This is a genomic window from Streptomyces sp. AC555_RSS877, from assembly GCF_019049245.1.
In the GTDB taxonomy this organism is placed as follows: domain Bacteria; phylum Actinomycetota; class Actinomycetes; order Streptomycetales; family Streptomycetaceae; genus Streptomyces.
This window is the reverse complement of record NZ_JAGMUK010000015.1, coordinates 283,277-308,615: the sequence shown is the minus strand read 5'-3', so window position 1 is coordinate 308,615 and position 25,339 is coordinate 283,277. Positions and strand designations below refer to the sequence as shown.

24 protein-coding genes are annotated in these 25,339 nt (G+C 70.3%); 12 read left to right on the top strand and 12 right to left on the bottom strand.

Going from position 1 to position 25,339, the window contains the following annotated elements:
• The first annotated feature begins 102 nt into the window (after window positions 1-102).
• From KUM49_RS07145 to KUM49_RS07135, 3 genes are all read left to right on the top strand, one after another.
• Window positions 103-798, top strand: coding sequence for an SDR family oxidoreductase (locus tag KUM49_RS07145; protein ID WP_217235851.1), 696 nt, complete (start codon window positions 103-105; stop codon window positions 796-798).
• Complete coding sequence (locus KUM49_RS07140; RefSeq protein ID WP_217235850.1) at window positions 795-1,880, top strand: S-adenosylmethionine:tRNA ribosyltransferase-isomerase; 1,086 nt, start codon at window positions 795-797, stop codon at window positions 1,878-1,880. The genes KUM49_RS07145 and KUM49_RS07140 overlap by 4 nt, the downstream gene beginning before the upstream one ends.
• Before the next feature lie 297 nt (window positions 1,881-2,177).
• Window positions 2,178-2,921: a transglycosylase SLT domain-containing protein gene (locus KUM49_RS07135; protein WP_217235849.1), complete on the top strand. Its 744-nt coding sequence runs from the start codon at window positions 2,178-2,180 to the stop codon at window positions 2,919-2,921.
• A 76-nt stretch (window positions 2,922-2,997) separates the two neighbouring features.
• Here KUM49_RS07135 and KUM49_RS07130 read toward each other — a convergent pair whose 3' ends face one another.
• Window positions 2,998-5,538, bottom strand: coding sequence for an FHA domain-containing protein (locus tag KUM49_RS07130; RefSeq protein WP_217235848.1), 2,541 nt, complete (start codon window positions 5,536-5,538; stop codon window positions 2,998-3,000).
• Between the two features lie 240 nt (window positions 5,539-5,778).
• Between KUM49_RS07130 and KUM49_RS07125 the strand changes: the two genes are divergently transcribed.
• Both KUM49_RS07125 and serB read left to right on the top strand, forming a co-directional pair.
• Window positions 5,779-7,710 (top strand): streptophobe family protein, encoded by a 1,932-nt coding sequence (locus KUM49_RS07125; RefSeq protein WP_217235847.1) that lies wholly within the window; start codon window positions 5,779-5,781, stop codon window positions 7,708-7,710.
• A 153-nt stretch (window positions 7,711-7,863) separates the two neighbouring features.
• Window positions 7,864-9,078, top strand: coding sequence for a phosphoserine phosphatase SerB (gene serB, locus KUM49_RS07120; RefSeq protein WP_217235846.1), 1,215 nt, complete (start codon window positions 7,864-7,866; stop codon window positions 9,076-9,078).
• 94 nt (window positions 9,079-9,172) lie between these two features.
• On the opposite strand, the gene KUM49_RS07115 is transcribed toward serB, so the two are convergent.
• The 4 genes from KUM49_RS07115 to KUM49_RS07105 form a co-directional block, all read right to left on the bottom strand.
• Entirely contained in the window at window positions 9,173-9,691 is a 519-nt protein-coding gene (locus tag KUM49_RS07115) for a histidine phosphatase family protein (protein ID WP_217235845.1), read from the bottom strand.
• 65 nt (window positions 9,692-9,756) lie between these two features.
• The gene (locus KUM49_RS07110; protein WP_217235844.1) at window positions 9,757-9,963 is read right to left on the bottom strand and encodes a hypothetical protein; all 207 of its coding nucleotides are present in this window, start codon (window positions 9,961-9,963) and stop codon (window positions 9,757-9,759) included.
• Between the two features lie 181 nt (window positions 9,964-10,144).
• On the bottom strand, window positions 10,145-10,261 hold the full coding sequence (locus KUM49_RS48085; RefSeq protein ID WP_086023195.1) for an SGM_5486 family transporter-associated protein: 117 nt from the start codon (window positions 10,259-10,261) through the stop codon (window positions 10,145-10,147).
• A gap of 68 nt (window positions 10,262-10,329) precedes the next feature.
• Window positions 10,330-11,631: a CynX/NimT family MFS transporter gene (locus KUM49_RS07105; RefSeq protein WP_374200137.1), complete on the bottom strand. Its 1,302-nt coding sequence runs from the start codon at window positions 11,629-11,631 to the stop codon at window positions 10,330-10,332.
• An 82-nt stretch (window positions 11,632-11,713) separates the two neighbouring features.
• On the opposite strand from KUM49_RS07105, the gene KUM49_RS07100 reads away from it, so the two are divergent.
• A complete protein-coding gene (locus tag KUM49_RS07100; protein WP_217235842.1) occupies window positions 11,714-12,406 on the top strand; it encodes a FadR/GntR family transcriptional regulator in 693 nt (230 codons plus the stop codon).
• Here the strand turns inward: KUM49_RS07100 and KUM49_RS07095 are convergent.
• The 3 genes from KUM49_RS07095 to fabG all read right to left on the bottom strand — a co-directional run bounded on the left by KUM49_RS07095 (window position 12,384) and on the right by fabG (window position 14,382).
• Window positions 12,384-12,734 (bottom strand): hypothetical protein, encoded by a 351-nt coding sequence (locus tag KUM49_RS07095; RefSeq protein WP_217235841.1) that lies wholly within the window; start codon window positions 12,732-12,734, stop codon window positions 12,384-12,386. The two genes, KUM49_RS07100 and KUM49_RS07095, sit on opposite strands and share 23 nt — an antisense overlap.
• A 170-nt stretch (window positions 12,735-12,904) precedes the next feature.
• Window positions 12,905-13,672, bottom strand: coding sequence for an enoyl-ACP reductase FabI (gene fabI / locus KUM49_RS07090; protein ID WP_217235840.1), 768 nt, complete (start codon window positions 13,670-13,672; stop codon window positions 12,905-12,907).
• Window positions 13,673-13,677: 5 nt separating this feature from the next.
• Window positions 13,678-14,382: a 3-oxoacyl-[acyl-carrier-protein] reductase gene (gene fabG, locus KUM49_RS07085; protein WP_217235839.1), complete on the bottom strand. Its 705-nt coding sequence runs from the start codon at window positions 14,380-14,382 to the stop codon at window positions 13,678-13,680.
• Window positions 14,383-14,621: 239 nt separating this feature from the next.
• Between fabG and KUM49_RS07080 the strand changes: the two genes are divergently transcribed.
• From KUM49_RS07080 to tyrS, 3 genes are read left to right on the top strand one after another with little or no spacing between them, the layout of a single operon-like run.
• Complete coding sequence (locus tag KUM49_RS07080; protein ID WP_217235838.1) at window positions 14,622-16,145, top strand: TldD/PmbA family protein; 1,524 nt, start codon at window positions 14,622-14,624, stop codon at window positions 16,143-16,145.
• Window positions 16,142-17,560 (top strand): metallopeptidase TldD-related protein, encoded by a 1,419-nt coding sequence (locus KUM49_RS07075; protein ID WP_254400808.1) that lies wholly within the window; start codon window positions 16,142-16,144, stop codon window positions 17,558-17,560. The genes KUM49_RS07080 and KUM49_RS07075 overlap by 4 nt, the downstream gene beginning before the upstream one ends.
• 58 nt (window positions 17,561-17,618) lie before the next feature.
• A complete protein-coding gene (gene tyrS / locus KUM49_RS07070; protein WP_217235837.1) occupies window positions 17,619-18,887 on the top strand; it encodes a tyrosine--tRNA ligase in 1,269 nt (422 codons plus the stop codon).
• 73 nt (window positions 18,888-18,960) lie between these two features.
• Here the strand turns inward: tyrS and KUM49_RS07065 are convergent, their stop codons facing one another.
• Window positions 18,961-19,239, bottom strand: a complete 279-nt coding sequence (locus tag KUM49_RS07065) for a GlsB/YeaQ/YmgE family stress response membrane protein (RefSeq protein ID WP_217235836.1) — start codon at window positions 19,237-19,239, stop codon at window positions 18,961-18,963.
• Window positions 19,240-19,483: 244 nt separating this feature from the next.
• Between KUM49_RS07065 and KUM49_RS07060 the strand changes: the two genes are divergently transcribed.
• A complete protein-coding gene (locus KUM49_RS07060) occupies window positions 19,484-19,882 on the top strand; it encodes a DUF3099 domain-containing protein (RefSeq protein WP_217235879.1) in 399 nt (132 codons plus the stop codon).
• A gap of 224 nt (window positions 19,883-20,106) precedes the next feature.
• Window positions 20,107-20,325, top strand: a complete 219-nt coding sequence (locus tag KUM49_RS07055; protein WP_217235835.1) for a hypothetical protein — start codon at window positions 20,107-20,109, stop codon at window positions 20,323-20,325.
• Window positions 20,326-20,358: 33 nt separating this feature from the next.
• Here the strand turns inward: KUM49_RS07055 and moaA are convergent, their stop codons facing one another.
• The 3 genes from moaA to KUM49_RS07040 all read right to left on the bottom strand — a co-directional run bounded on the left by moaA (window position 20,359) and on the right by KUM49_RS07040 (window position 23,495).
• Window positions 20,359-21,348, bottom strand: coding sequence for a GTP 3',8-cyclase MoaA (gene moaA, locus KUM49_RS07050; protein ID WP_217235834.1), 990 nt, complete (start codon window positions 21,346-21,348; stop codon window positions 20,359-20,361).
• Between the two features lie 168 nt (window positions 21,349-21,516).
• Complete coding sequence (locus KUM49_RS07045; protein WP_217235833.1) at window positions 21,517-23,142, bottom strand: cation acetate symporter; 1,626 nt, start codon at window positions 23,140-23,142, stop codon at window positions 21,517-21,519.
• Window positions 23,139-23,495 (bottom strand): DUF485 domain-containing protein, encoded by a 357-nt coding sequence (locus tag KUM49_RS07040; RefSeq protein ID WP_217235832.1) that lies wholly within the window; start codon window positions 23,493-23,495, stop codon window positions 23,139-23,141. Before KUM49_RS07040 ends, KUM49_RS07045 begins: the two co-directional genes overlap by 4 nt.
• A 255-nt stretch (window positions 23,496-23,750) precedes the next feature.
• On the opposite strand from KUM49_RS07040, the gene KUM49_RS07035 reads away from it, so the two are divergent.
• Window positions 23,751-25,280 carry a S8 family serine peptidase gene (locus tag KUM49_RS07035; protein WP_217235831.1) on the top strand — a complete coding sequence of 510 codons (1,530 nt, stop codon included), beginning with the start codon at window positions 23,751-23,753 and terminating at the stop codon, window positions 25,278-25,280.
• Window positions 25,281-25,339: the final 59 nt, after the last annotated feature.

Here is a 25,339-nt window from a genome sequence, read left to right as displayed (position 1 = left end):
CCTCACCGCTCTGCGGCCCGCGTCCGAGGCGGTGACCAGGGCCCGGTTCCTACGTTGGGGGCACGCCGATCAGGAGGCGTCGAGGACGAGGGGACGTGTGTCATGCCGGTAGCGATCATCACGGGGGCCTCGAAGGGACTGGGGCGGGCGCTGGCCGACGCCCTGGCCGCGCGGGGCTGGGATCTGGTGCTCGACGCCAGAGGCGCTCAGGCCCTCACGGAGGCGGCGCAGGCCGTCTCCCGGCACGGGACGCGGGTGACGGCCCTCCCGGGGGACGTCACCGACGGCGGGCACCGGAGCGATCTGGTGGCGGCGGCGTGGAAGCTGGGCGGGGTCGACCTGCTGGTGAACAACGCGAGTGCGCTGGGTGCCGAGCCGCTGGTGCGGCTGGAGCAGCTGCCCGTGGACGGACTGCGGCGGGCGCTGGAGGTCAATGTGGTGGCCCCGCTGGGGCTCGTCCAGGAGGCGCTGCCACTGTTGCGGGCCTCCGAGGCGGGCGCGGTGATCGCGGTGAGCTCGGACGCGGCCGCCGAGGCGTACGAGACCTGGGGCGGCTACGGGGCGTCCAAGGCCGCCCTGGACCATCTCGCGGCGGTACTGGGCGAGGAGGAGCCCGGGCTGCGGGTCTGGGCGGTCGACCCCGGCGACATGGCGACCGACCTGTACGCGGCCGCCGTACCGGAGGACAAGGATCCGCGGCCGGAGCCGGAGCAAGTGGCCCCGGCGTTCCTGCGGCTGCTGGAGGAGCGGCCCGCGAGCGGGCGCTACGCGGCTCCCGCTCTGCTGGAGGAGCGATGACGCTGGCGGCGCACGTCCCGGAGGAGCTGTCGGCACGGGTGCCGGCGGAGCAACGCGGTCCCGGGCTCGACCGGGACGCCGTACGACTGCTCGTGTCGCGCGGCACCGAGGTGTCGCACCACGCGTTCGTGGAGCTGCCCCGGTTGCTGCGGGCCGGGGACCTGCTCGTCGTGAACACCTCGCCCACGCTGGCGGCGGCCGTCGACGGGCGGATCGGGCACGCGCGCGTGGTGGTGCACTTCTCCACCCGCGGGGACGACCGGCGGTGGGCCGTGGAGCTGCGGGATCCCGACGGGCAGGGCACCACGCGTGCGCGTGCGGGCGGGCCGGCGGGGACGCGGGTGCGGCTGCCCGGGGGTGGGCGGCTGGTCGTGGAGGAGCCGCTGAGTGCACCCAGCGGGCGGTTGTGGTGGGCGCGTGCGTCGGGGGCGGACATCCTCGGGGTGCTGCGGGAGCACGGGCGGCCCATTCGTTACTCCTATACGGAGCGGGACCAGCCGTTGTCCGTCTACCAGACGGTGTTCGCGCTGCCGTCGCCCGACGGGGCGGGGAGTGCCGAGATGCCGAGTGCGGCGCGGCCCTTCACCACGCGGCTGGTGGCGGAGCTGGTGAGCCGGGGGGTGCAGTTCGCGCCGGTCACGCTGCACTCCGGGGTGGCGTCGGCGGAGGCGCACGAACCGCCGTATCCGGAGCGGTTCGCGGTGCCCGAGGCGTCGGCGCGGCTGATCAACGCCGTGAAGGCGGGGGACGGCAGGGTCGTTGCGGTGGGCACCACGGCCGTGCGGGCCGTGGAGTCGGCGGCGGGGCCCGACGGGGTCGTACGCGCGCGTGGGGGATGGACCGGCCTCGTGGTGACCCCGGAGCGCGGGGTGCGGGTGGTGGACGGGCTGCTGACCGGGCTGCACGAGCCGGAGGCGTCGCACCTGCTGATGCTGGAGGCGGTCGCCGGACGGGCGGCGGTCGACCGCGGTTACGAGGAGGCGCTGCGCGGGCGCTACCTGTGGCACGAGTTCGGAGACGTGCACCTCGTCCTGCCCCAGGAGGGGCCTCACACAGAGCATTGCGCCAGCAACTCTTGGTGAGACCGCCCTCGCGCCGATGTGAGCCCGCACATAGGGCGCAGATCACGTACTAGGGGCAATAGGAGACAAACCCCTCCCTCGTGAACGGGGCAGACGTTCCAGTCTGTCCCGTTTTGCCCTTCCCCGATCCACTACCCAGCTTCGTACGTCACACCTTTGCCACGTGATTTTGCGGCCGCTAAGAATTGCTCTCGTCGCTCAGCGCCGCGGGTTCCTCCCGCGGCGTTTGTGCCGGAAGCACCCTGTCCCCCACCGGACGCCGAGCGACCTCCGCGCTATTCGAAGAGGTCCCACAGCATGCTCAAGAACATCACGACCCGAAGTCGCGCCCTGACCCGGACGCACAGGATCGCCATCGCCGGTGTCGCCACCCTCGGTGCCGCCTCCGTGGCCTTCACCGTGGTTCCGAGCGGGAACACCACCACCTCCGAGGCGGCGGCCGTCTCGGCTCCGGTGGCCTACAAGTCCGAGCAGCTCAAGGGCCTGAAGTCGGGTGTCACCGAGCAGCTCGCCGCCAGTGACAGCCTGCAGCGCCAGGCCGCCGAGGCGAAGAAGAAGGCCGAGGCGGCAGCCAAGGCCAAGGCGGATGCGGCCGCGAAGAAGAAGGCCGCCGCCGCGGCCGCCGCCAAGAAGAAGGCCGAGCAGGCGCGCAAGGCGAAGGAGGCCGCGAGCCGGTCGGCCAAGCGCGCCCAGGTCAAGGCAGTCGCGACCAAGACCTACGCCAACAACCTCGACGGCTGGATCAAGGAATCCCTGGACATCATGAAGTCCAAGGGCATCCCGGGCTCGTACAACGGCCTGCACCGCAACATCCTCCGGGAGTCCTCGGGCAACCCGAACGCGATCAACAACTGGGACATCAACGCCATCAACGGCATCCCGTCGAAGGGCCTGCTGCAGGTCATCCCGCCGACCTTCAAGACGTACCACGTCCCGGGCACGTCCTGGAACATCTACGACCCGGTCGCCAACATCACCGCCGCCGCCAACTACGCGGCCGACAGGTACGGCTCGATGGACAACGTCAACGGCGCGTACTGAGGTCGCGCGGACCTCTTCCACGCCGAAGGGCGGCACCCTCACCGGGGTACCGCCCTTCACCGTCGTACGACCGTGGTCACTTGCGCATGACCTCGGGCTCGTGGCGGCGCAGGAAGCGGGCCACGAAGAAGCCGCAGATCACGCCGAGGATGATCAGAGCGGCCATGTCCATGCCCCAGGCGCCGACGGTGTGCTCCCACAGCGGATCGGTGTCGCCGCCCTCCTTGGGCGGGCTGATCTTGTTGAAGTCCAGCGTGGCGCCCGCGGCGGCGACCGCCCAGCGGGACGGCATCAGGTACGAGAACTCGTTGACGCCGACCGCGCCGTTCAGGGTGAACAGGCAGCCGGTGAACACGACCTGGATGATCGCGAACATGACCAGCAGCGGCATCGTCTTCTCGGCCGTCTTCACCAGCGACGAGATGACCAGGCCGAACATCATCGAGGCGAAGCCCAGCGCCATGATCGGAATGGAGAGTTCGATCATGGTGGAGCTGCCGAGGACCAGGCCCTGCTCGGGGATCTCCCGGCTGGCGAACCCGATGACGCCGACCAGCAGGCCCTGGAACACGGTGATCACACCGAGCACGAACACCTTGGACATCAGGTAAGCCGAGCGGGACAGGCCGGTGGCGCGCTCCCGCTCGTAGATGACCCGTTCCTTGATCAGCTCACGGACGGAGTTCGCGGCGCCCGCGAAGCAGGCGCCGACCGCGAGGATCAGCAGAACCGTGGTGGCCGTGCCGTTCGGGATGATCCGGCCGGTCTTGGGGTTGGCCGGGTTGGGCAGCAGGCTGTTGCCGGAGTCGATGAGCAGGCTCACCGCGCCCAGGACCGCCGGCAGGATCACCATCAGGGCCAGGAAGCCCTTGTCGGAGGCGATCACCGAGGTGTAGCGGCGCACCAGCGTGACGAACTGGGACATCCAGCCCTGCGGCTTCGGCGGCCTCATCGCCTGCATCGGCGGCATCTGTACGGACTGCGGCGCAACGGCGTCGATGTCCGCGGCGTACATCTGGTAGTGCTGCGAACCCTTCCAGCGGCCCGCCCAGTCGTAGTCGCGGTAGTTCTCGAAGGCGGAGAAGACGTCGGCCCAGGTGTCGTAGCCGAAGAAGTTCAGCGCCTCCTCCGGCGGGCCGAAGTAGGCGACGCTGCCGCCGGGCGCCATCACGAGCAGTTTGTCGCAGATCGCCAGTTCGGCCACGGAGTGCGTGACGACGAGGACCGTACGGCCGTCGTCGGCGAGGCCGCGCAGCAGCTGCATGACGTCGCGGTCCATGCCCGGGTCGAGGCCGGAGGTCGGCTCGTCCAGGAAGATCAGCGACGGCTTGGTGAGCAGCTCCAGGGCCACGGAGACGCGCTTGCGCTGGCCACCGGAGAGGGAGGTGACCTTCTTCTCCTTGTGGATGTCCAGCTTGAGCTCGCGCAGTACCTCGCCGATCCGGGCGTCGCGCTCGGCGGCCGTGGTGTCGGCCGGGAAGCGCAGCTTGGCCGCGTACTTGAGGGCCTTCTTCACGGTCAGTTCCTTGTGCAGGATGTCGTCCTGCGGAACCAGACCGATGCGCTGGCGCAGCTCGGCGAACTGCTTGTACAGGTTTCGGTTGTCGTAGAGGACGTCACCCTGGTTGGCGGGGCGGTAGCCCGTGAGCGCCTTCAGGAGCGTCGACTTGCCGGAACCGGAGGGGCCGATGACCGCGATCAGCGACTTCTCCGGGACGCCGAAGGAGACGTCCTTGAGGATCTGCTTGCCGCCGTCGACCGTGACGGTCAGGTGGCGGGCCGAGAAGGAGACCTCACCGGTGTCGACGAACTCCTCGAGACGGTCCCCGACCAGGCGGAACGTGGAGTGGCCGACGCCGACGATGTCGTTCGGCCCCAGCAGCTGGGTGCCGCCCTTGGCGATCGGCTGGCCGTTGACGTATGTGCCGTTGTGCGAGCCCAGGTCGCGGATCTCGAAGCGGCCGTCGGGCGTCGCGTGGAACTCCGCGTGGTTGCGGGAGACCTGGAGGTCGGAGACGACCAGGTCGTTCTCCAGGGCACGGCCGATGCGCATGACACGGCCGAGCGAGAACTGGTGGAACGTGGTCGGGCTGCGGTCGCCGTAGACCGGCGGCGCCCCCGCGCCACCACCGGGTGCCTTCTGCGCGTAGTTGTCCGCCGGGCCCTGCTGCGGCGGGACGTGCGGTGCGGCCTGCTGCGGCTGCTGCCAGCCGGCCTGCGGGTCCTGCTGCTGCGGCGGGGCCGGCTGGGCCCAGCCGGCGCCCGCGCCCTGAGCCGCGTACGGCTGCTGCTGGGGCAGTGCCTGCGGCGAGGCCACGGCGGCGTCGGTGCCGGACAGGCTGAGCAGCGGTCCGTCGGTCGCGTTGCCCAGGTGCACGGCCGAGCCGGCACCGATCTCCAGCTGGTGGATCCGCTGCCCCCGCACGAACGTGCCGTTGGTGCTGCCGTGGTCCTCGATGACCCAACTGCGGCCGTTCCAGCTGATCGTGGCGTGCCGCCACGACACTCTCGCGTCGTCGAGCACCACGTCCCCCTGCGGATCACGTCCGAGGGTGTATGGCCTGGACGCGTCAAGCGTCCAGGTCCGTCCATTCAATTCCAGTACGAGTTCCGGCACTCCATGCCCCACTGAGTAGTCCCCCGATGTACCCCCATCACAGGGAGTCTAGGGATGTCGAACATCGTCGGGAACTATTTCAGGCTCGGCCCCCTGACCGAAAGTCGGGCCTTGTGAAGAAGGCGTACGCCCGCTTCGGCTGTTTCCGTTGACGGGGTTGAAACCGGACCGGAGAGTGGTAATCCACGCGAGGGGGACATGCGCGGCGAGCGGGCCGTGCCGCGGATCGGGGGGTCTGCCATGAGTGCGTCCAGGAGCGTCGAGACCACGAAGTCAGGCACGGGGCTGCCCTGGGGAGACATCCTGTTGTCCGCGATCGCCGCTGTGAGCTGGGCATTGATCGGGATGGCGGGTACGGCGGCGCTCGGCCTGCATCTGCTCGAAGCCGATGCGGCGGGCTCGCTCGGGCCGATGACCGCGGCGGTGGTGGCTCTTGGGGCGGGTGGTTCTGTCACACCGTCCGGCGATGTGTCCGCGTTCGGCCTGACGGGCGCGGAGGCGGCGACCGCCATCGAGATCACGCCACTGGGCGTGAGCCTGGTCGGCGCGCTGCTGCTGTCCTGGTTCTTTCTAAGGTCCCTGCGTGCGGGGGGAGTTGCGGTCGCGCCCGCCGAACTTCTCGCGCGCGCGGGCACGGTGGTGGCCCTGTTCGTGGCGATGCTCGGCGGGCTGGCCTGGGCGGGACACGATGTCATCACGATCGACGGGAGCGCACTGGGGCTCGACGACCTGCCCGGCGGGGGTGGCGGCATCGAGATCCCCGGGGTGGGCGACATCGGGGACATCGGTGGGCTGCTGCCCGACCAGATCGGCGACCTCGTCGACGCGGAGGCGGCGGTCGGCTTCACCGTCGACACCGCGCCGACGCTGCTCGGCGGGCTGGGCTGGTCGGCCGGGGTCCTGCTGATCGCCCTGCTGGCCTCGCGCCGCACACCGCTGCCGCACGGCTGGGAGGCCGTCCACCGAGTCGTACGGCCGGCCGCGTCCGCCCTGGTCACGGTCCTGCTGATGGCGGTGGCGGCCGGGTTCGCGGCGGCGGGGTACGCGGCGATCGGTGACGACCATCCGAAGCGGATCGCGGGGGCGGCGCTGCTCGGGGCACCGAACGGGGTGTGGCTGGGCATCCCGATCGGCCTGTTCGTGCCGTGGGACGGCCGGGCGACCGGCGAGCTGACCCGCCTGCTGCCGGACCCCCTGGACGACCTGCTGGGCAGCGGCTCCGACGAGTCGGTCACGCTGGGGCGCCTGGCCGAGCTGGACGGGCGGGTGTGGCTGCTCGGGGTGGCGGCGGCAGCGATGATGCTGCTGGCGGGGGTGCTGACGGCTGTGCGGACGCCGGTGGGGGTGGTCGCCGGGCCTGGCGGTGTGGATGCGGGTGCGGTGAGGTCTGCGGGGGCGGGGTCTGCGGGGGCCGCGGGTACGGGATCGGCGGGGGCTCCGGCCTTGGTGGGTGTACGAGATCCGGGCGCTCTCGGTTTCGCCGGACGGTGTGCGCTGCGGCTGGGCATCGCCACGGCGCTGACCTTGCCGTTGCTCGCCTGGTTGACGCAGGTGTCCGTGGACGCCTCCCTGTCCGTGCTCGGTTTCGACGCGTTCGGCGCGGGAGTCGCCCTGCGCGGGCATCTCGGCATGGCCCTGCTCCTGGGCGCCGTGTGGGGCGTGGGCGCGGGGGCCGCCGGCGCGCTGCTCGCCCGGGCGACCGGGGCGGCGGGGCAACGGGCGGCGCCGCCGGCACTGGGTGACGGGCGGTGGGGGCCGAGGGCCGTAGGGGGCATGGGGGCCGTAAGGCCGGTAGGGGCCGATCATGCTCCGTCAGGTGGGGTTGCCGGGTCTGGCCCGTACCCGGGTGAGCCGGTGGGGCACACCGGCGAGTCCGGGCCGTACGTTCCCCGCTCGCCCTACCGGCCGCCGAACCCGGCGACCAATCCGTATCTGCGGGTCCCGGACGAGTTGAGGGAACCGGAGGACGCGCGGCCGACCGACGAGCCGCGTCGGGCCGGGCGTCCGCGGTCGCCCGGCGACGACGTGTACGGCGCGCCCACGGTGGCCCGGCCCATCGAGCCGCCGCCGCGGGGGCCCAGGAAGCCGCCCGGGCCGCGATCCGGGGAAGGGCCGCCTCCGCCGCCTCCTCCCCCGCCTCCTGGGCCGGGGAGGCCTGAGGGGCGACAGTGATCCGTCCCCCGGAAGCGGCGCGCGGAGCCGTGTGCAGCGAAGACGTGGCCGCCGCGCAAGGTCGGCGCCATCCGTCCGTCACCCATTGTTCCGTGTCCGTCAGGCGGACCTCGGGCGCGGAAGGCACTGGGTGCCGGATACGGTGGGAACACCATGAGCGCTTCGCAGACCTCGTCCTCTGACGTCCCCACCCTTCTCGTCAAGATCTTCGGGAAGGACAGGCCGGGCATCACGGCCGGACTCTTCGACACCCTTGCCGCCTACTCCGTCGACGTGGTCGACATCGAGCAGGTCGTCACCCGTGGCCGCATGGTGCTGTGCGCGCTGGTGACCGCGCCGCCCAGCGGGCTGGAGGGCGACCTGCGGGCGACCGTCCACAGCTGGGCCGAGTCGATCAAGATGCAGGCCGAGATCATCTCCGGCCTCGGCGACAACCGTCCGCGCGGTCTGGGGCGCTCCCTGGTCACCGTGCTGGGGCACCCGCTGACGGCGGAGGCGACAGCGGCGGTCGCCGCGAGGATCACGAAGGTCGGCGGCAACATCGACCGCATCTTCCGGCTCGCCAAGTATCCGGTGACCGCGGTCGAGTTCGCGGTGTCCGGCGTGGAGACCGGGCCGCTGCGCACCGCCCTGATGACCGATGCGGCGGCGCTCGGCGTCGATGTCGCGGTCGTCGCGGCCGGACTGCACCGCCGTGCCCAGCGCCTGGTCGTCATGGACGTGGACTCGACGCTCATCCAGGACGAGGTGATCGAGCTCTTCGCCGCGCACGCCGGCTGCGAGGACGAGGTCGCCGAGGTCACGGCGGCCGCGATGCGCGGTGAGCTGGACTTCGAGCAGTCGCTGCACGCGCGCGTGGCGCTCCTCGAAGGGCTGGACGCCTCGGTGGTGGACAAGGTGCGCAGCGAGGTGCGGCTGACGCCGGGCGCGCGCACCCTGATCCGCACGCTGAAGCGGCTCGGATACCAAGTGGGCGTCGTGTCGGGCGGATTCACGCAGGTCACGGACGATCTGAAGGAGCGGCTCGGGCTCGACTTCGCCCAGGCCAACACGCTGGAGATCGTCGACGGGAAGCTGACGGGCAAGGTCACCGGCGAGATCGTGGACCGGGCGGGCAAGGCGCGGCTGCTGCGCCGGTTCGCCGCGGAGGCGGGCGTACCGCTGGCGCAGACCGTGGCGATCGGCGACGGCGCCAATGATCTGGACATGCTCAACGCTGCCGGTCTCGGGGTCGCCTTCAACGCCAAGCCGGTGGTGCGGCAGGCCGCGCACACCGCGGTGAACGTGCCGTTCCTGGACACCGTCCTGTACCTGCTGGGCGTCACCCGCGAAGAGGTCGAGGCCGCGGACACGCACGACAAGGACTGAGCCCGCCCCGACGGCCGATGCCGTCCGCGCGGACAACGTGGAAGGGCCCGGCACCACCGCGGTGCCGGGCCCTTCCACGTACGTAGGAACCAGGTCAGTCGGACGGCGCCCAGTAGTCGACCAGCGTGGCCGCACCCGGCTCCAGGGACTTCCAGGAGCCCTCGAAGGTCAGTACGGCGAAGGCGGCGGCCGGGAAGCCGCGGTTGCTCATCCGCTCGCGGGCGTCACCCTCGTCCGCGCCGGCCAGGACGTCGGCGAGGCCCTGGACGCCGGGGTTGTGGCCGATGAGCACGACGGTCTGTGCGTCGTCGGGGTTCTCGTTCAGCAGTGTGATCAGCTCGCCGGGCGAGGCTTCGTAGACCCGCTCCTCGTAGACCGTTTTCGGCCGGTGGGGGAGCTCGTGGACGGCGAGCTTCCACGTCTCGCGGGTCCGGGTCGCGGTGGAGCACAGGGCCAGGTCGAACGGGATGCCGGTGTCGGCCAGCTTGCGTCCGGCGACTGCGGCGTCCATGCGGCCCCGCTCGGCGAGCGGCCGCTCGTGATCGGGCACCTGTGGCCAGTCGGCTTTCGCATGCCGGAAGAGGACAATCCTGCGAGGTTCTGCGACGCTCATAGGATCCAGCTTCGCATGAAACAGGCCATGAGGCGCAGGGAGTTGACCGGCGGCTCCGGCCGTGTTCAGCGGGCTATCAGCTGCTGCACGCGCTCGACGAGGTGGCTGACGGCGGGGTCGCCGGACGCCGCGTGGGCGTCCGTCGGGTGCAGGATCATCACCAGCAGCACGATGAAGGCGAGTGTCGGCAGCGCGAGGGCCCACCAGGGCAGCCGGATGTCGACGCCACCCCGGGATGCCGGGTGGGGCCGGGTGTGCGTAGGAGCCGACATGCGTGCCTCCGCCGTCTTCGAGTCGTCCGTGCCCGCCTTACGCGGTCACCTCTCGAAGCTACGGAATCTCCGGCCTTCAACCCATCCGGTGATCCACCCAGTTGACCCTGACACTCGCCCCCTAGGGGACAGGGGGGTTAGCCCCACCCTCGGCCCGCCGGACGATCGCGCGGGACACGGCTCACGGCGAGGCGATCGTCGCGATGATGGCGATGATCACGAAGATGGCGAAGAACGAGCCGAAGACGAGGAGCATCTTCTTCTGGCCGTTCTGGGGGTTCGGATCGAGCACTGGCATGCGGCAAGTCTCGCACCCGTCGCCCGCCACGACTCCGCGGGGGTGGGACCGGCGGGCTCCCGCGCGGATCAGCGCGCCGCCTCGTCCTCCACCGTGCGGTTGCGTCCCGCCAGTACGCCCACCAGCATCTGCGGGATCATCAGGCCGGTCATGAGGGCGATCGGCAGGCCCCAGCCGCCGCTGTGCTGGTAGAGCACGCCGACCAGGAGCGGGCCGGGGATGGAGATCAGATAGCCGGTGCTCTGCGCGAAGGCCGACAGCTGGGCGACGCCCGCGCCGGTCCTGGCCCGCATCCCGACCAACGTGAGGGCCAGCGGGAAGGCACAGTTGGAGACGCCGAGCAGGACGGCCCAGGCCCAGGCTCCGCCGGCCGGGGCGAGGTACAGGCCGGCGTATCCGGCGAGGCCGCAGACGCCGAGGGCGATCACGATCGGGCCCTGGTGCGGCAGCCGGGTGGCGATACGCGGGATGACGAAGGCCAGCGGCACGCCCATCACCATCGTGACGGCCAGCAGCAGACCTGCCGTGCCCGCGGACACGCCCGCGTCCCGGAAGATCTGCGCCATCCAGCCCATGGTGATGTAGGCGGCGGTGGCCTGGAGCCCGAAGAAGACGGCGAGCGCCCAGGCGGTACGGCTCCGGGTGATCCGCAGTGGGGCCGAGGGCTCCCCGCGCGCGGGGGCCCGCTCGGCCGGCGCGGTCCCCCGGTCCCGTACGAGCGGGACCCACGGGAGCACGGCCGCCGCCGCCAGGATCGCCCACACCGCGAGGCCGGACTGCCAGCTCCCGCCGAGCGCCTTGGTCATCGGCACGGTCACCGCGGCTGCGGCCGAGGTGCCGAGGGCGAGGGCCATCGAGTAGAGGCCGGTCATCGAGCCGACCCGGTCGGGGAACCAGCGCTTGACGATGACCGGCATCAGGACGTTGCTGACCGCGATGCCCATGAGGGCCAGGGCACTGCCCGCCAGGAATCCGGCCGTACCGACCGTCTCGCCCGCGTAGGGCCTTATGAGCAGGCCCGCGGCGATGGCCGCCATGCCCGCGCACACCACCGCGCCCGGTCCGAACCGGCGGGCGAGCCTGGGGGCCATGACGCCGAAGACGGCGAAACAGAGCGGGGGTACGGAGGTGAGGAGCCCGGCCACGCTGCCGCTCATGCCGAGGCCGTCGCGGACCTCTTCGAGGAGGGCACCCAGGCTGGTGATGGCGGGGCGGAGGTTGAGGGCGGACAGCACGATGCCGACGACGACCAGGCGCGTCGCCCACGCGCGCGTGGCCGCTCCCTCGGGGCCGACGGCCTCCTGGGGGTCGGTCGCGGCCGAACCGGGTACGGTCGCGGACTTCCTCGTCCGGGTTTCCTCACGCGCCATGAGGCCCATCATAGAATCATGGGATGATTGGTTGTCCATCCCCGGGGCGCCCCGTCCGGCCCCACCCGTGCGAAGGTGTGCCATGCCCCTGAGCCATCCCCGCCGGTCGGCACTGTCCGAGCAGGTCATCGCCGCTCTGCGCAACCAGATCACCTCGGGCGAGTGGCCGGTCGGCGCCCGGATCCCGACCGAGCCGGAGCTGGTCGAGCAGCTGGGCGTCGCCCGCAACACCGTCCGCGAAGCCGTCCGCGCGCTCGCGCACAACGGTCTGCTGGACATCCGCCAGGGCTCCGGCACGTACGTCGTGGCGACGAGCGAGCTGGCCGGCGTGATGCACCGCCGTTTCGCCGACGCCGACCCGCGGCACATCGCCGAGCTGCGTTCCACGCTGGAGTCGGCCGCCGCCAGGCTGGCCGCCAGGCGGCGCACGGAGAAGGACCTCAAGCAGCTGGACGCGCTCCTCGTGCGCCGCGAGGAGGCGTGGGAGTCGGGCGACACCGAGGCGTTCGTGACGGCGGACGCGACCTTCCACCTGGCGGTGGTGGCCGCCTCCCACAACGACGTGATGACCGCGATGTACGCCGACCTGGGCGAGGTCCTGCGGGACTGGCTGCGCGAGGACGTCGGCGAGGAGCTGACGCCGGAGACGCACATGGACCACGCGCGGCTGGTCGACGCGATCCGCACCGGCGACGCGGCGGCCGCCGCCCGGGAGGCCGCGAGCTACCCGTTCCTGTGCCGCCCGGGCCGGTTCAACGCTCCCTCCGGTGGCTGACCCACACCGAGCGGACCTCCTTCCAGCAGCGGCCGGTCAGGCGCACGGTCTGGGCGGGCCCCGCCTCGACCGAGGCGCCGTCGCTGTCGACGTCCCACCAGCGCTCGCATTCGATGTGCAGGCTGACGCGATCGGGCTGCGGATAGGGGTTGTGACAGTACGCGATCACATGGGAGCCGTTGACCCTGCTGCGGCACGCCGCACCGAACGGTTCCGGTTCGGCGGCCTGCGGTACCTCCACGCGCGCCTGCGACATCGCGTCGTACGACAGGGACAGCACGAGACAGGCGGCTACGGTCACTGAGGCCAGGCTGCGGGGCAGGCGCACAAGGGGACCTCCTCGGCCGTGCTGGGCAGGGGAGCGTGTGGTGAACGCGTACTCCACAGTGCGCGGTTGCAGGCCCCGCCCGCCCGGCCGGATAGGCCGAACGAGTGAGGGGTGAGGCCCGCGTCCGAAAGGACGCGGGCCCTCACCCCTCAGCAGTCACAGCGGCAGCGTCACGCACCGATGGCGTGCAGACCGCCGTCCACGTGGATGATCTCGCCCGTGGTCTTCGGGAACCAGTCGCTGAGCAGGGCGACGACGCCCTTGCCGGCCGGCTCCGGGTCCTTGAGGTCCCACTCCAGGGGGGCGCGGGTGTCCCAGACGGAAGCCAGCTCGGCGAAGCCCGGGATGGACTTGGCGGCCATCGAACCGATGGGGCCGGCCGAGATGAGGTTGCAGCGGATGTTCTGCTTGCCCAGATCACGCGCCATGTAGCGGCTGGTGGCCTCCAGGGCGGCCTTGGCCGGGCCCATCCAGTCGTACTGCGGCCAGGCGTACTGCGCGTCGAAGGTGAGACCGACGACGGAGCCGCCGTTCTGCATCAGCGGCAGACAGGCCATGGTCAGCGACTTCAGGGAGAACGCCGAGACGTGCATGGCCGTGGCCACGGACTCGAACGGCGTGTTGAGGAAGTTGCCGCCGAGCGCGTCCTGCGGCGCGAAGCCGATGGAGTGCACGACGCCGTCCAGGCCGCCCAGCTCCTCGCCGACCAGGTCGGCCAGGCGCCCGAGGTGCTCGTCGTTGCTGACGTCGAGCTCGATGACCTTGGCGGGCTTGGGGAGCTTCTTGGCGATGCGCTCGGTCAGCGTGGGCCGCGGGAACGCGGTCAGGATGATCTCCGCGCCCTGCTCCTGGGCCAGCCTCGCGGTGTGGAAGGCGATGGAGGACTCCATCAGCACACCGGAGATCAGGACGCGCTTGCCCTCGAGAATTCCGCTCATGGTGATCAGTGACCCATTCCCAGTCCGCCGTCAACCGGGATGACGGCTCCAGTGATGTACGAGGCGTCGTCCGAGGCGAGGAACCGCACCGTCGCGGCGATCTCCTCGGGCTGCGCGTACCGGCCGAGCGGCACCTGCTTCACGATGCCCTCGCGCTGCTCGTCGGTGAGCACCTTGGTCATGTCGGTGTCGACGAAGCCCGGCGCGACGACGTTGAACGTGAGGTTGCGCGAGCCCAGCTCACGGGCGAGCGAGCGCGCGAAACCCACCAGGGCGGCCTTGGAGGCGGCGTAGTTCGCCTGGCCGGGGCCACCGTACAGACCCACGACCGACGAGATCATCACGACGCGGCCCTTCTTGGCGCGCAGCATGCCGCGGTTGGCACGCTTGACGACCCGGAAGGTGCCCGTGAGGTTCGTGTCGATGACCGAGGTGAAGTCCTCCTCGGACATGCGCATCAGGAGCTGGTCCTTGGTGATGCCGGCGTTGGCGACCAGCACCTCGACCGGGCCGTGCTCGGCCTCGATCTCCTTGTAGGCCTGCTCCACCTGCTCGGTGTCGGTGATGTCGCACTTGACGGCCAGGAAGCCGGCCGGCGGCTCGCCCGAGCGGTACGTGATGGCAACCTTGTCACCGGCGTCGGCGAATGCGCGGGCGATGGCGAGGCCGATGCCCCGGTTGCCTCCGGTGACGAGAACCGAGCGGCTCAACAGATCACCCTTTCGATAGCGGACTGACACACCCGCCCGAACACCTGGTGACAGGCGGCTTCCTCGAAAACCTATCGGTCCCGGCCCGTGTGCGGACAATCGGGCATCCACAGTGGCTTACGGGACTCGCTGTCGGGTCCCTACAGAAAGATGCGGAACTCCGTCGGAAACGTATGGTCCGCTGACCTGCCCGCGCGACATGATCGGAGCCGACAGGCCACGACATCAGGGAGATCCTCGTGCCTCATACGATCGACGAAGCCTTCACGGCGCTTCCGCTACGCGCCTTGGCCGACGCCGCGCTGGCACGCGCGCGTGCGCTGGGCGCGGCGCACGCGGACTTCCGGTTCGAGCGGGTGCGCAGCGCGTCCTGGCGGCTGCGGGACGCCAAACCCTCCGGCACCTCGGACACCACCGACCTCGGGTACGCGGTGCGGGTCGTGCACGGGGGGACCTGGGGATTCGCCTCGGGTGTGGATCTGACCCTGGACGCCGCCGCCAAGGTCGCCTCGCAGGCGGTCCAGATGGCGAAACTGTCGGCCCAGGTGATCAAGGCCGCCGGGTCGGACGAGCGCGTGGAGCTGGCCGACGAGCCGGTGCACTCCGAGAAGTCGTGGATCTCGTCGTACGAGATCGATCCGTTCTCGGTGCCCGACGAGGAGAAGGCGGCACTGCTGGCGGAGTGGAGCGCGCGGCTCCTGGCCGCCGACGGCGTCAACCACGTGGACGCCTCACTGCTCACCGTCCATGAGAACAAGTTCTACGCCGACACGGCCGGGACGGTGACCACCCAGCAGCGGGTCCGGCTGCACCCACAGCTGACCGCCGTGTCCGTCGACGAGTCGAGCGGCGAGTTCGACTCCATGCGGACCATCGCGCCGCCCGTCGGACGCGGCTGGGAGTACCTCACGGGCACCGGCTGGGACTGGGACGCGGAACTGGCGCAGATCCCGGAACTCCTCGCCGAGAAGATGCGGGCACCCAGTGTCGAGTCGGGTGTGTACGACCTCGTGGTCGACCCGTCCAACCTGTGGCTGACCATCCACGAGTCCATCGGGCACGCCACCGAGCTGGACCGGGCGCTCGGCTACGAGGCCGCCTACGCCGGCACCTCCTTCGCCACCTTCGACCAGCTGGGCAAGCTCAGGTACGGCTCCGAGCTGATGAACGTCACCGGTGACCGCACCGCCGAGCACGGCCTGGCGACGGTCGGGTACGACGACGAGGGCGTCGCGGGCCAGTCCTGGGACCTGGTGAGGAACGGCACCCTGGTCGGCTACCAGCTGGACCGGCGGATCGCGCGGCTGACCGGGTTCGAGCGGTCCAACGGCTGCGCCTTCGCCGACTCGCCCGGGCACGTGCCGGTGCAGCGCATGGCCAACGTGTCCCTGCAGCCGGACCCCGCCGGAATGTCCACCGAGGATCTGATCGGGAGCGTGGAGCGCGGGATCTACGTCGTCGGCGACCGGTCCTGGTCGATCGACATGCAGCGCTACAACTTCCAGTTCACCGGGCAGCGGTTCTTCAGGATCGAGAACGGGCGGATCGCCGGGCAGCTGCGGGACGTCGCCTACCAGGCGACGACCACCGACTTCTGGGGCTCGATGGCCGCGGTGGGCGGTCCGCAGACGTACGTCCTCGGTGGTGCCTTCAACTGCGGCAAGGCCCAGCCGGGCCAGGTCGCGGCCGTCTCCCACGGCTGCCCGTCCGCCCTTTTCAAGGGCGTCAACATTCTGAACACCACGCAGGAGGCCGGTCGATGAGTTCTCGTGTGCCCAACGGCATCACTTCGTTGACGAACAAGCCGCACGAGATCGTCGAGCGGGCCCTCGCCCTGTCCCGGGCGGACGGCTGTGTGGTCATCGCCGACGAGCAGTCGACCGCCAACCTGCGCTGGGCCGGCAACGCGCTCACCACGAACGGTGTCACCCGCGGCCGTACGCTCACCGTCATCGCGACCGTCGACGGCAAGGAGGGCACGGCCTCCGGGGTCGTCTCACGGTCGGCCGTGACCGCGGACGAGCTGGAGCCCCTGGTGCGGGCCGCCGAGGCCGCCGCGCGCGGTGCCCAGCCCGCCGAGGACGCCCGGCCGCTGGTCACCGGCGTGCCCGAGTCCCCCGACTTCACGGACGCACCCGCCGAGACCTCCTCCGCGGTGTTCGCCGACTTCGCGCCGACGCTCGGTGAGGCGTTCGCACGCGCGCGTGCTGGCGGACGCGAGCTGTACGGCTTCGCCAACCACGAGCTGGTCTCCAGCTACCTCGGTACGTCGACGGGGCTGCGGCTGCGTCACGACCAGCCCAACGGGACGCTGGAGCTGAACGCCAAGTCGCCGGACCGTACGCGGTCGGCGTGGGCGGGGCGGTCGACGCGGGACTTCAAGGACGTCGACCCCGCCGCGCTGGACGCCGAACTGGCCGTACGCCTCGGATGGGCCGAGCGCCGGATCGATCTGCCGGCGGGGCGGTACGAGACGCTGCTGCCGCCGACCGCCGTGGCGGACCTGCTGATCTACCAGATGTGGTCGGCGTCGGGCCGGGACGCGGTCGAGGGCCGCACGGTGTTCTCCAAGCCGGGCGGTGGCACCCGCGTGGGCGAGCGGCTCACCGACCTGCCGCTGACGCTGCGCAGCGACCCGCACGCGCCGGGCCTGGAGTCGGCGCCCTTCGTGCTCGCGCACTCCTCCGGGGGCGACCAGTCGGTGTTCGACAACGGGCTGCCGCTGACCGCCACCGAGTGGGTGCGCGAGGGCGAGCTGAGCGGTCTGCTGACCAGCCGGCACAGCGCGGAGCTGACCGGGCTGCCGGTGGCGCCGGGCATCGACAACCTGATCCTGGACGGCGGCGAGGACCGGTCCCTGGAGGAGATGGTCGCCAACACCGAGCGCGGGCTGCTGCTGACCTGCCTCTGGTACATCCGCGAGGTCGACCCGGCGACGCTGCTGCTCACCGGCCTGACCCGGGACGGTGTCTACCTCGTCGAGAACGGCGAGGTGAGCGGCGAGGTCAACAACTTCCGGTTCAACGAGTCGCCGGTCGGCCTTCTGGGCCGGGCCACCGAGGCCGGGCGCACGGAAAAGACGCTGCCGAGGGAGTGGAGCGACTGGTTCACTAGGGCTGCGATGCCGGCCCTGAGGGTGCCGGACTTCAATATGAGCTCTGTCAGTCAGGGCGTATAACCTCGTAGTCGGCTGTCGCTCGACTGCCCGAAGGTCATTCCAAGGAGATACGAGAACCGTGACGGACATCGTCGACGAACTGAAGTGGCGCGGGCTGATCGCCCTCTCCACTGACGAGGACGCATTGCGCAAGGCGTTCGCGGACGGTCCCGTCACGTTCTATTGCGGCTTCGACCCGACCGCGCCCAGCCTGCACCTCGGCAACCTCGTGCAGATTCTGACGATGCGTCGGATCCAGCAGGCGGGCAACCGTCCGCTGGGCCTGGTCGGGGGCGCCACGGGTCTGATCGGCGACCCGAAGCCGAACGCGGAGCGCACGCTGAACGCGCCGGAGACCGTGGCCCAGTGGGTCGAGCGGCTGCGCGGGCAGATCCAGCCCCTGCTCGACTTCGAGGGGCCGAACGCGGCGGTCATGGTCAACAACCTGGACTGGACACAGGGCCTGTCGGCCATCGAGTTCCTGCGGGACGTGGGCAAGCACTTCCGGGTCAACAAGATGATCGCGAAGGAGGCCGTCGCGCGGCGGCTCAACTCCGACGCGGGCATCAGCTACACCGAGTTCAGCTACCAGATCCTGCAGGGCATGGACTTCCTGGAGCTGTACCGGCGGTACGGCTGCACGCTGCAGACCGGCGGCAGCGACCAGTGGGGCAACCTCACCTCGGGCACCGACCTGATCCACCGCGTCGAGCCCGACGCCGTGGTGCACGCGCTGGGCACGCCGCTGATCACCAAGGCCGACGGCACCAAGTTCGGCAAGACGGAGTCCGGCACGATCTGGCTCGACCCCGAGATGACCACGCCGTACGCCTTCTACCAGTTCTGGCTGAACGCGGACGACCGGGACGTCTCCAAGTTCCTGCGCATCTTCAGCTTCAGGTCCCATGAGGAGATCGAGGAGCTGGAGCGGCAGACCGAGGAGCGTCCGCAGGCGCGGGCGGCCCAGCGCGCGCTGGCGGAGGAGCTGACGACGCTGGTGCACGGCGCCGACCAGACGGCCGCCGTGATCACCGCGTCCAAGGCCCTCTTCGGCCAGGGCGAGCTGACCGACCTGGACGAGAAGACGCTGGCCGCGGCCCTGTCCGAGGTGCCGCACATCCAGGTCGCCGAGCTCGGTCAGGTGGTCGACCTGTTCGCCGAGGTCGGGCTGGTCGCGAGCAAGTCGGCCGCGCGCCGCACCGTCAAGGAGGGCGGCGCCTACGTGAACAACGCGAAGGTCGCCGCGGAGGACGCCGTACCGGCCAAGGAGGACCTGCTGCACGGGCGCTGGCTGGTGCTGCGCCGGGGCAAGAAGAACCTGGCGGCCGTCGAGGTCACGGGTTCCTAGACGCACCCGGGCCGGACATGGTGAAGGGGGCGGCCTCCCGTGCGGGAGGCCGCCCCCTTCACCATGTCCGGCCTCAGGTTCTCTGCTTGTTGCGGCCCAGCGTCGCCATGTACGCCATGTCGCCCAGGAAGACGATGACGACCGCGGCCACGAGCTGGAACAGATGCCGCAGCCAGTCGATGCCGGAAGTGGCCTCGACGCCGGCCGCACGGGCGATGGCGTTGCCGACGATCGCGCCCAGGATGCCGAAGATGGTGGTCAGCCAGAGAGGGCTGTGCTGCTTGCCCGGGATGATCGCCTTCGCGATCAGACCCAGGACGAATCCCACGATGATGGCCCACAACCAGCCCATGGCTGCCTCCTCGTACGGCTCGACGTGAGCATTACGCCCAGTGTCGGGCGGCTCGCCGTACGTCGCATGTCGGGTGCGCCGTAGGTGCCACGGCCGAGGACGTTCGTCCAGGTTGGAGATGCCCCGCTCTCGTAGGCGACGCAGGCCCGGCGTACCGTGGAGGGTGTCCGGATCGCGTTCCCCGGCCGGGGGCGGACCGGATACGGGGCGGGGAGAGTCGGATGCGGGCGGATGGTGGAATGTGATGCGGAAGCAGCATGGCGGCGGCAACGTCGAGGTGTTCCGGATCACCGGGGCCCGGACGAGCCTCCAGGAAGACGTGCGCGGACGGCAGCGCCGGTACGTCATATCGATGTCGGTCCGTACGCTCTCGGTGATCCTCGCGGCGACGCTGTGGAACGTGGAACGGCACGTCGCGATCGTCGCCCTGGTGCTCGGGGTGGTAATGCCCTATATCGCCGTGGTGGTCGCCAACGCCGGCCGGGAGAACGCGCCGTCACTCCCGTCGACGTTCGTGGCCGCGCCGACGCGGCCGATGATCACTCCGCCCGGTGCTCAGGACACCTTTACGGAACCCGTCCCGGAAGATGTGGTGGCCGATCCGGCGTCGGGCGCACCGAAGGAACCGCGCGAGCGGGCATGACCATGCGCGGCATCCGAGGGCGGGTCACAAACCGGAAGTCAGGGCGTCGCCAAGCTCAAGAAAAGCTCAGATCAATCATGTTGTTCCGGTGCCGGGCGACGGGTTACCCGTGACATACTTCGTAGGCGCTCCGCATCCCCCGTCGGAGCGACGGACCGACGCCGGGCAGCTCCCCCCGTGGCTGCTCGGCGTCGCCTTTTTCAGCGCATCTGTGAGACGAACCGGTGAGTGAAGAAACCCCGATCTGTTCCGCCAAGGGCTGTCGATCCGAAGCCGTGTGGGTGCTGGCGTGGAACAACCCGAAGATCCATACGCCGGAGCGGCGCAAGACGTGGCTCGCGTGCGAGGAGCACCGGGAGCACCTGTCACAGTTCCTCGGGGTGCGCGGGTTCCTGAAGGACGTGGTCCTCCTGTCGGAGTGGGAGTCCTCCGAGGCCTCCTAGCCGTCCCCTGGATCCGGCCGGCCGCTCGATCCGCTAGCCGCCGATCGCCGACATCGGCCGGTCCGGCTGCAGGAACGCCGGGTCGTCCAGGCCCGAGCCCGCCTTCTTGCCCCACATGGCCAGACGCCAGATGCGGGCGATCTCCTCGTCGGAAGCGCCGGAGCGCAGCGCGGCGCGCAGGTCGGTCTCCTCCGTGGCGAACAGGCACGTGCGTACCTGGCCGTCGGCCGTCAGGCGGGTGCGGTCGCAGGCCGCGCAGAACGGGCGGGTGACGGAGGCGATGACGCCGACGCGATGCGGTCCGCCGTTGACGAGCCAGCGTTCGGCGGGGGCCGAGCCGCGCTCGCCGGAGCCTTCTTCGGTGAGGTCGAAGCGGGTACGGAGGGAGGCCAGGATGTCTCCCGCCGTGATCATGCCGTCGCGCTTCCAGCCGTGCTGGGCGTCGAGGGGCATCTGCTCGATGAAGCGCAGTTCATAGTCGTGCTCCACCGCCCAGGCCAGCAGGTCCGGGGCCTCGTCCTCGTTCAGTCCCGGCATCAGGACCGTGTTGACCTTGACCGGGGTCAGGCCGGCGTCTCGGGCGGCCTCCAGTCCGGCGATGACGTCCTGGTGGCGGTCGCGGCGGGTGAGGGTCTTGAAGACGTCCGGGCGGAGGGTGTCCAGGCTGACGTTGACCCGGTCCAGGCCGACCGCCTTCAGGGCGGCGGCGGTGCGCTTGAGGCCGATGCCGTTGGTGGTGAGGGACATCTGGGGGCGCGGCTCAAGGGCGGCGACGCGCTCGACGATGCCGACCAGGCCGGGGCGCAGCAGGGGCTCGCCGCCGGTGAAGCGGACTTCCTCGATGCCGAGGGAGGTGACGGCTATGTCGATGAGCCGCACGATCTCGTCGTCGGTGAGCAGGTCGGGCTTGGCGAGCCACTGCAGACCCTCCTCGGGCATGCAGTAGGTGCAGCGCAGATTGCAGCGGTCGGTGAGCGAGACTCGTAGGTCGGTGGCCACCCGGCCGTAGGTGTCGATGAGCACGTGGGCCCCTCCCCTCGTCGCGGATCAACTGTTCCCGTCTCCTGCGAGCCTACGTGACGGGACTGACATCGCCAGTGCCCGATCCCACGAGACGGGGCGCGGCCGCGTCGTAGGGATCTACGACGCGGCCGCTCAGGGGGCGATCTCAGTGGATTCCCGCGGGATGTGTCAGTGGGCGCCGGTGCCGGTCAGGGACCGTACCTCCAGCTCCGCGTACTTGGCGGTGTCCGGCTCCTCCTTGGAGAGGACCGTGCCGAGCCAGCCCATCAGGAAGCCGAACGGGATCGAGATGATGCCGGGGTTCTTCAGCGGGAACCAGGCGAAGTCGACGTCCGGGAACATCGCCTTGGGGTCGCCGGAGACGACGGGCGAGAACAGCACCAGGCCGACGGCGACGATCAGACCGCCGTAGATCGACCACAGGGCGCCCTGGGTGGTGAACCGCTTCCAGAACAGGCTGTAGAGGATCGTCGGCAGGTTGGCGGAGGCCGCGACCGCGAAGGCGAGGGCGACGAGACCGGCGACGTTCAGGTCGCGGGCGAGGGCGCCCAGGAGGATGGAGGCGGCACCGATGCCGATGGTCGCCAGGCGGGCCGCCCTCATCTCCTGCTTCTCGGTGGCCTTGCCCTTCTTGATGACGTTCGCGTAGATGTCGTGCGCGAAGGACGACGACGACGCGAGGGTGAGGCCGGCGACCACGGCGAGGATCGTCGCGAAGGCGACCGCCGAGATCACGGCGAGCAGGATGGCGCCCCAGGCGGAGTCGACGCCGCCGAGGTGCAGGGCGAGCAGCGGGGCCGCCGTGTTGCCGGACGGGTTGGACGCGATGATCTCTTCCTGCGAGATGAGTGCCGCGGCGCCGAAGCCGAGGGCGATGGTCATCAGGTAGAAGCCGCCGATGATGCCGATGGCCCAGTTCACGGACTTCCGGGCGGCCTTGGCGTTGGGGACCGTGTAGAAGCGGATCAGGATGTGCGGCAGGCCGGCGGTGCCGAGCACCAGGGCGATGCCGAGGGAGATGAAGTCCAGCTTGGTGGTGCCGGTCGCGCCGTACTGGAGACCGGGCTCCAGGAACGCGGTGCCCTTGCCGCTGTTCTCGGCGGCCGTGCCCAGCAGGTCGGAGATGTTGAAGTTGAACTTCAGCAGCACCAGGAAGGTGATCAGGATGGTGCCGCTGATGAGCAGCACGGCCTTGACCATCTGGACCCAGGTGGTGCCCTTCATGCCGCCGATGGAGACGTACACGATCATCAGGACGCCGACGAGGGCGACGATGAGGATCTTGCCGGCGTCGGAGGTGATGCCGAGCAGCAGCGAGACGAGGACGCCCGCGCCCGCCATCTGGGCCAGCAGGTAGAAGATCGAGACGACGATCGTGGAGGTGCCGGCCGCGGTGCGGACCGGGCGCTGGCGCATGCGATACGCCAGGACGTCACCCATGGTGTAGCGGCCGGAGTTGCGCAGCGGCTCCGCGACGAGGAGCAGCGCCACCAGCCAGGCGACCAGGAAGCCGATGGAGTACAGGAAGCCGTCGTACCCGAAGAGGGCGATGGCGCCGGCGATGCCGAGGAAGGACGCGGCCGACATGTAGTCGCCGGAGACGGCGAGGCCGTTCTGGAAGGCGCTGAACTGGCGTCCGCCGGCGTAGAAGTCGGCGGCGTCCTTGGTCTGGCGGCCCGCCCAGACGGTGATGACGAGGGTCGCGACGACGAAGGCCGCGAACAGGGAGATGATCAGCGGCCGGTGCTCGCTGGCCTCCCCCGCGGCGAGGAAGGTCTGCTGTACGGGGCTCATGCGCCGCCCTCCATTCGGGACTTGATGGCCTCGGCCTTGGGGTCGAGCTTCGCGGCGGCGTGCCGCGAGTACCACCAGGCGATGAGGAAGGTGGTGAGGAACTGGGCGATGCCGAAGATGAAGGCGATGTTGATGTTGCCGAAGACCTTGGTGCCCATGAAGTCGCCCGCGTAGTTGGACAGCAGGACGTACAGCAGGTACCAGGCGATGAAGCCGACGGTCAGCGGAAAGGCGAAGGAGCGGTAGGAGCGGCGCAGTTCACCGAACTCCGCGCTCTCCGCCACCTCGGTGAACTCCTCGGGTGAGGGGAGTTTGTGTTGCTCCTTCGAGGGGGGCGGTGCGTCGGTGGCCACGGAGTCTCCTCGCGTTGCGGATGCGGTTGTTACGGGGATCGGGGGCGAGTGTCCTCGCGTTCCCTGCCCAAGGTCACGGCGGCGCGCAAGCCCCGGTTCAACAACGCGGGCTTCTTTTGGAAGTCACCTCTGGTAAGTCATTGCTGGCCAGTGACTTCGGGAGATAGCTTCGGGCCTGCAACACCCGTCATGTACCTGCCCGAGCGCCACCTGTGCCTCGGGCCGGTTTCGTTTTCCGGATGATGTGGAGACCCCATGCCTCATCTGCGTTCCAGACGCCGCCTTGCCCTTGCCGTGCCCGTCGTGCTGTCTCTGACGGCCTCGCTGGGCTTCCTGCCCGTGGCCGCGTCGGCCGCCCCGCAGGCGGAGACCTCCGCTCAGGCGGTGGACGCGCCCAACCTGGCGTACGTCGTCAACACCAAGCTGGACCGCCGCACGATCGAAGCGGTGAAGAAGGCGGTGCCCGCGGCCGGCGGCACCGTCGTGATCACGTACGAGAAGATCGGCGTGATCGTCGTCCACTCGTCGAACCCGGACTTCGGCAAGGAGATACGCCGGGTGCGCGGGGTGCAGTCGGCGGGTGCCACGCGCACCACGCCGCTGACCGCCGCCGGCTCGACCGACGAGGGTTCTGCGCAGTTCCTGTCGAAGGAGCAGGCCGCGAAGGTCGAGAGCGCGTCCGCGGCGACGCCCGACAGCGAGCCCCTTGAGGCCGACCAGTGGGACCTCCGGGCGATCGGCGCCGACAAAGCCGCGAAGATCAACCCGGGCAGCCGCAAGGTGACCGTCGCCGTGATCGACACCGGCGTCGACGACACCCACCCGGACCTCGCCCCGAACTTCTCCGCGTCCCAGTCGGCCAACTGTGTCGGCGGCGTGGCGGACACCAGCGAGGGCGCCTGGCGCCCGTACACCGCGGACGACTACCACGGCACGCACGTGGCCGGTGAGATAGCCGCGGCCCGCAACGGCATCGGTGTCGCCGGTGTTGCTCCGGGCGTGAAGGTTTCCGGCATCAAGGTGAGCGACCCGGACAACGGCCTCTTCTACCCGGAGAGCGTCGTGTGCGCCTTCGTGTTCGCCGCCGACCACGGTGTCGAGATCACCAACAACAGCTACTACGTTGATCCGTGGCTGTACAACTGCATGGACGACCCCGATCAGCGGGCCATCGTCGATGCGGTCAACAGGGCGCAGCTGTACGCCCAGCACAAGGGTCTGCTCAACGTCGCGTCGGCGGGCAACTCCAACCACGACCTGGACTCCGACGCGATCGTGGACGACTCCAGCCCCGACGACTCCACGCCGGTCGAGCGCACCATCGACCCGCACGAGTGCTTCGACGTGCCGACGCAGCTGCCGGGTGTCGTCACGGTCAGCGCGACGGGCGTCCAGAACCTCAAGTCGTACTACTCCACGTACGGCAAGGGCGTCATCGACGTCGCCGCGCCGGGCGGCGACCGGCTCTACCAGATCCCGGACACGCCGTCGAAGAACGGCCGCATCCTGTCCACCATGCCGAACGGCCAGTACGCCTTCCTCCAGGGCACGTCGATGGCTTCCCCGCACGCCGCGGGTGTCGCCGCGCTGCTGAAGTCGACGCACCCGAAGGCGACGTCGGCCCAGCTCCAGGCGCTGCTCAAGGCGCAGGCGGACGCCACCGCCTGCCCGGAGTCGTACGACCAGGACGGCAACGGCACGCAGGATGCGGTGTGCAAGGGCGGCAAGCACGTCAACGGCTTCTACGGGCACGGCATCGTCAACGCCCTGCGCGCGGTGAAGTGACCCGTACCGCCGTGACCCCGGGCACCTCGCCCTCCGGACTCCCGGCACGGTCCGTCCCA

Coding starts and splice junctions, on each gene's coding strand:
- KUM49_RS07145 (WP_217235851.1), top strand. CDS start 103: ATGCCGGTAGCGATCATCACGGGGGCCTCGAAGGGACTGGGGCGGGCG.
- KUM49_RS07140 (WP_217235850.1), top strand. CDS start 795: ATGACGCTGGCGGCGCACGTCCCGGAGGAGCTGTCGGCACGGGTGCCG.
- KUM49_RS07135 (WP_217235849.1), top strand. CDS start 2,178: ATGCTCAAGAACATCACGACCCGAAGTCGCGCCCTGACCCGGACGCAC.
- KUM49_RS07125 (WP_217235847.1), top strand. CDS start 5,779: ATGAGTGCGTCCAGGAGCGTCGAGACCACGAAGTCAGGCACGGGGCTG.
- serB (WP_217235846.1), top strand. CDS start 7,864: ATGAGCGCTTCGCAGACCTCGTCCTCTGACGTCCCCACCCTTCTCGTC.
- KUM49_RS07115 (WP_217235845.1), bottom strand. CDS start 9,691: ATGAGCGTCGCAGAACCTCGCAGGATTGTCCTCTTCCGGCATGCGAAA.
- KUM49_RS07110 (WP_217235844.1), bottom strand. CDS start 9,963: ATGTCGGCTCCTACGCACACCCGGCCCCACCCGGCATCCCGGGGTGGC.
- KUM49_RS48085 (WP_086023195.1), bottom strand. CDS start 10,261: ATGCCAGTGCTCGATCCGAACCCCCAGAACGGCCAGAAGAAGATGCTC.
- KUM49_RS07105 (WP_374200137.1), bottom strand. CDS start 11,631: ATGGCGCGTGAGGAAACCCGGACGAGGAAGTCCGCGACCGTACCCGGT.
- KUM49_RS07100 (WP_217235842.1), top strand. CDS start 11,714: ATGCCCCTGAGCCATCCCCGCCGGTCGGCACTGTCCGAGCAGGTCATC.
- fabI (WP_217235840.1), bottom strand. CDS start 13,672: ATGAGCGGAATTCTCGAGGGCAAGCGCGTCCTGATCTCCGGTGTGCTG.
- KUM49_RS07075 (WP_254400808.1), top strand. CDS start 16,142: ATGAGTTCTCGTGTGCCCAACGGCATCACTTCGTTGACGAACAAGCCG.
- KUM49_RS07065 (WP_217235836.1), bottom strand. CDS start 19,239: ATGGGCTGGTTGTGGGCCATCATCGTGGGATTCGTCCTGGGTCTGATC.
- KUM49_RS07060 (WP_217235879.1), top strand. CDS start 19,484: ATGCGGAAGCAGCATGGCGGCGGCAACGTCGAGGTGTTCCGGATCACC.
- KUM49_RS07045 (WP_217235833.1), bottom strand. CDS start 23,142: ATGAGCCCCGTACAGCAGACCTTCCTCGCCGCGGGGGAGGCCAGCGAG.
- KUM49_RS07035 (WP_217235831.1), top strand. CDS start 23,751: ATGCCTCATCTGCGTTCCAGACGCCGCCTTGCCCTTGCCGTGCCCGTC.